The sequence below is a fragment of the Microcystis sp. M015S2 genome (genome assembly GCF_020245945.1).
In the GTDB taxonomy this organism is placed as follows: Bacteria; Cyanobacteriota; Cyanobacteriia; order Cyanobacteriales; family Microcystaceae; genus Microcystis.
The window spans coordinates 1-4,274 of sequence record NZ_JADBTX010000005.1; the positions used below are offsets into that span (position 1 = coordinate 1).

The 4,274-nt window shown below is 44.0% G+C and carries 5 protein-coding genes; 2 read left to right on the forward strand and 3 right to left on the reverse strand.

From position 1 onward, the window contains the following. Nucleotides 1–216 precede the first annotated feature (216 nt). From IM473_RS01015 to IM473_RS01025, 3 genes are all read right to left on the reverse strand, one after another. Nucleotides 217–2,010, reverse strand: coding sequence for an SUMF1/EgtB/PvdO family nonheme iron enzyme (locus tag IM473_RS01015; RefSeq protein WP_287660343.1), 1,794 nt, complete (start codon nt 2,008–2,010; stop codon nt 217–219). Between the two features lie 97 nt (nt 2,011–2,107). Then, nucleotides 2,108–2,350, reverse strand: coding sequence for a type II toxin-antitoxin system HicA family toxin (locus tag IM473_RS01020; RefSeq protein ID WP_002735126.1), 243 nt, complete (start codon nt 2,348–2,350; stop codon nt 2,108–2,110). After that, entirely contained in the window at nt 2,343–2,579 is a 237-nt protein-coding gene (locus IM473_RS01025; protein ID WP_002753114.1) for a type II toxin-antitoxin system HicB family antitoxin, read from the reverse strand. The genes IM473_RS01020 and IM473_RS01025 overlap by 8 nt, the downstream gene beginning before the upstream one ends. A 187-nt stretch (nt 2,580–2,766) precedes the next feature. Here IM473_RS01025 and IM473_RS01030 point away from each other — a divergent pair, with 187 nt between their 5' ends. Together IM473_RS01030 and IM473_RS01035 are read left to right on the forward strand one after the other, a co-directional pair. Further along, nucleotides 2,767–3,414 carry a DUF3386 domain-containing protein gene (locus IM473_RS01030; RefSeq protein WP_072927656.1) on the forward strand — a complete coding sequence of 216 codons (648 nt, stop codon included), beginning with the start codon at nt 2,767–2,769 and terminating at the stop codon, nt 3,412–3,414. 262 nt (nt 3,415–3,676) lie between these two features. Next, nucleotides 3,677–3,913: a NifU family protein gene (locus IM473_RS01035; protein WP_002779291.1), complete on the forward strand. Its 237-nt coding sequence runs from the start codon at nt 3,677–3,679 to the stop codon at nt 3,911–3,913. The last annotated feature ends 361 nt before the right edge of the window (nt 3,914–4,274 follow it).

A 4,274-nucleotide genomic window follows, 5' to 3' on the forward strand; every position in this document is an offset into this window, starting at 1 on the left:
CCAGATCTCAACAAAATTGAAAAGTTCTGGGCTAGATTGAAAAACTATGTTAGTCAGATTATCAATGATAGTGAAAACCTTGTGGATGCTGTGAGTAAAGCCTTCAGGCATCTGTCCTAACTAACTCGTTCTATGCCATACCTCAATTTTCTCAAAAAAAAAATCGACCCGCCTAGCGGCGGGAGACAAAGGGCAAAAAGGCAAAAGAGCAAAGGGTTAAAGTCCTGGGGAGACACACGCAACCCGAAAACCGTAGATGATGCTGCGGCTGCCGGGGAAGCTCCTGACGCGGATGGCAGAACGACAGTAATCAGGGTTGACGCTCCAAGAACCGCCGCGCAGACATTTTCTAGACTGAGACCGATTATCATTATCAATCCACGCCGTGCCATCATCCGGCGCTCCAATATAGCTATCATGCCAATCGTCTTCGCACCACTCCCAAACATTGCCACTCATGTCATACAGTCCCCAACCATTGGGCTTTTTCTGTCCTACGGGATGAGTTGTACGATTAGAATTTCCCTCATACCAAGCGTAATCTCCTAACTGATTATCATTATCACCAAAATAGTAGCGAGTGGTTGTCCCTGCACGACAAGCATACTCCCATTCCGCTTCTGTGGGTAGGCGATAGGTTTTCCCGGTTATTTGACTCAATTTCTGACAAAAAGCTTGAGCATCATCCCAACTAACCTTTTCTACCGGATTTTGGGGATTATTTGAAAAATGAGAGCGATTGGTTCCCATTACCGCTTGATATTGTGCTTGAGTAATGGGATATTTGCCAATGGCAAAACTGTTGACTTTAACTTGGTGTGGAGGCTTTTCATCACTTTGAGCATAGGGATCACTATCAGGAGATCCCATGAGAAATTGACCTGCTGGTAAGCCTACCATTTCCAGTGTGACTCCCTTGGCTAGGTTTTCGGTAAATGAAGTTTTATCCCCTAGCGCTGTCTCTGGTTGAGTTTGGGGAGGAATAGGAGAGTCACCGACGACGGAGGTGCTAAAGTCCCCGACTCTCTCGATTACATGGTCGTTGATGCGTTGAATGGCGGTTTCCAGTTCGATTTCCTCGTCGGGGATTTCCACTTCTGTCCATTGCCATCCTTCCTGTTCGGCTCGCTCTAATGCGCTCGCTAAACGTCCGCGCTTTTCTTCGCTGGTGACGAGGAAATTGAGCAAACTAGCCGATAGATTCTCGTTTTTGCGGAAAGATAGGGCCGATTCGGAACTGAGAATGTTCTGGACGAGGGATTCCACTTCGCTGACACTGCGGGAAAGTTCCCCGTCAATGGTCACTACTCGATCGATCAAACCCTGAAACTGTCCGATAATTGGTTTTAGGTATTGTTCTAGATTAATGGCTACTTTGGCCATTTCGATCGCTTCTTTTTCCAGACTATCTAACTCGATCTGCAACTGATACACTTGTTTATAAACGTTCAACTCGCCGATCATTTTCGAGAAAACCCGTTTTTGTGTATCCTGATCTTCGGCTAATTTCTGGATACTTTCGCTGATTAGGTCGATTTTCTTGAGCATGAGCAAGCTGGCGCGACCAACAAGAATCACGGTGCGGAAAATCTGCTGTTTCTGTAGTTTCAGGATGTCTCGCACTTCGGCCGAGTCGGGGCTATTCTCTAGAGATTGGCGTTTTCGCTCTTTTTCTGCCAATTTATGGCATTTAACCGCCACTGCCTCTTTGATTTCCTCGGTGAGTGACTGGAAAAACCGCCGGTATTCATCTTTATGGTCGGTGAGAAATCTGATTAACTGGTTATAGTCCCCGACTAATCTTTCTAATTCTTGAAAAGTTTCCTCGAAATCGAGGGGTTCTTCTTTTTTCCTCAATCCTAACCATGTATTGCGGACCCGTTTTCCAGTTTTAATCAGTTGCTGTCTTTCTTGAATCTGATCCTGTAAAATTAATAAATCGGGGCGATTTAGTTGGGGAAGTTGATAGGTTTTCCGATAAAGCTTGATTTTCGCCGTTTCTTTTGCCATCGCCGTGATCGCTGAGGGTGAGTTTTTTCTATTTTAGCCCGATTTTTTGATCATCAAATACTATCAGGATACGCCCCGAGCAACTACCTAACTTTTTCTATAAGTCATAGAAGTAAGGATAAAGCTCTGATTCTGGAATATATTGACTTGCTTGCCTAAAAATAGCGTAACAGGTTCCAGGATCAAGTTGCCGATGATTGGGAATAGTTAAAGTCTCCTTTCTCTCCGAGATGACACGACGCAATTTTATGTGACTTCCTCGTTGACTGTGAATAGTAAAACCAAATCGATCAAGAATTTTGATAATGTCTTTGCCGGATAGTTGTTTCAGCTTAGGCATATTCTGGCTGTAACTCAAATATAATCTGTAGAGAAGGTTTGGCAACTAGACCGAACTCCCTGGGGTCTTCTCCCTCTAAATGCAGTAAAATGGCTTCTTGGAGATTATTAACCACCTCATCTAAGGTATTTCCCTGGGTGACAATCGAAATTTCCACGCATTCACCTACATATCCTTGTTGTTCACCAGAACGAATAATTGCGGTAACTTTTGGACTTAATTTTGTCATAATTGCTCATGTTTATTTTTTGCTTATTTAGATTTATGGCAATCGAGCAAGGGACGGGTCATTGACCCATTCTAACTGACTTTTCCCTAAGCTGTGGAATTCATCTAGTTTTCTAGAAATCTCGGCCAGAGGCGAAAAAATCAGCGACAATGATATAAATGGAGTTATCAACACAAGTAAAGCGATTATGACTGTAGCCACGACGAACGCCCGAGATATTTTCCGCTCCGCCTACGAAAACCGTTACACTTGGGATGAAGGATTCCCCGGTTACACTGCTGATATTATCCTCACCCAAGGGGAGGAAGTCCATACGGGCAAAATTCAAGTTAATGCCGATTATAGTGTGGAAGTAACGGGCATTGATGACGAGAAAGTGCAAGAAAGTATCTATAATCAAATGCGCGACATCGTTACTCACCGTAAAAGAGGCAATTTTGAGGCTTCCCACGGCAAAAACCAGTTTAATTTCGGGCAAGATGATCCCACCGGTGCAGTAGAAATTCTTGTCACCGGCGATGCTATGGGGTCTAATTATAAAGTCCGCGGTCAGGAAATCTGTCAAGTCAGTCGAGTCATGGGACCGATGGCTTTTACTATTAATACCGAGGAAAGTCTCGATACGGGAGAAGGTTATATTTCTATTCGCTATAATGCCATTTTCCGCAATGCTAAAACCGATGAATTAAAGGGAAAACGTGACTTTAAGGAAACCTACGAAAAAATCGGTAATTATTATTTACCCTCCTGTCAAGTGATTAACGCAATCGACGCGGGGGGCGAAAAATCCACCACAGAATTTACTTTTATCAATCTGCAGCTTTTAGAATCTTAAGGGTTATCCCCGCCCAAAAAGCGTTAGGATCGAAGTAACTAAGTAGGTGGGTATTAAAAATTGTCGGATCCCCCCGCCTATCGGCACCCCCCTTATCAAGGGGGGCAGGGGGGATCAAACCCCCCTTATCAAGGGTAGATCCCCCCGCCTATCGGCACCCCCCTTATCAAGGGGGGCAGGGGGGATCAAAGACAAAATCTATCTTCAATTTAATTGAAACCACTTACTTACACTGTAATAAATCTCTGACCAGAAGCTGATTATGTCTTTAACACTGACTCCTGATAACGTCGAACAAGTTTTAGATGAAATGCGCCCCTACCTGATGGCGGATGGTGGTAACGTGGAATTAGTCGAAATCGACGGGCCAGTCGTCAAACTGCGTCTTCAAGGTGCTTGCGGTTCCTGTCCCAGTTCCACCATGACCCTAAAAATGGGCATCGAACGTCGTCTCCGGGAAGTGATTCCCGAAATTGCCGAAGTTGAACAAGCTTTCTAAATCTTGGGTTAATTAATTCTCACCACCGCCCGATTGCTAATTTAATTAGCGATCGGGCATAATATTAATTATATATTTTCTTCTAAGTCGCTATAGCGGTAAGCGCTTGAGTGAGATACAGACCAAGCCTTGCCTAGCATGGTTTATAGCTCGTGACACTGTACTTCATACGACTGCACACCGCTATAGGTGTTAAAAACTTTCAGATACCCCCCTTATTAAGGCTATCCCTTATAGGGATCTTTCTTAACAATTTTTGCAGTAAGCACTCCAACCCTTATCCTGACTTGATTTCAGTTTTTTCTTTGTCAGTAAGGGTGTCAACAAGGAATATTACAAATTGTTAACCGAGTCTTGAAAG

Coding starts and splice junctions, on each gene's coding strand:
- IM473_RS01015 (WP_287660343.1), bottom strand. CDS start 2,010: ATGGCAAAAGAAACGGCGAAAATCAAGCTTTATCGGAAAACCTATCAA.
- IM473_RS01020 (WP_002735126.1), bottom strand. CDS start 2,350: ATGCCTAAGCTGAAACAACTATCCGGCAAAGACATTATCAAAATTCTT.
- IM473_RS01025 (WP_002753114.1), bottom strand. CDS start 2,579: ATGACAAAATTAAGTCCAAAAGTTACCGCAATTATTCGTTCTGGTGAA.
- IM473_RS01030 (WP_072927656.1), top strand. CDS start 2,767: ATGACTGTAGCCACGACGAACGCCCGAGATATTTTCCGCTCCGCCTAC.
- IM473_RS01035 (WP_002779291.1), top strand. CDS start 3,677: ATGTCTTTAACACTGACTCCTGATAACGTCGAACAAGTTTTAGATGAA.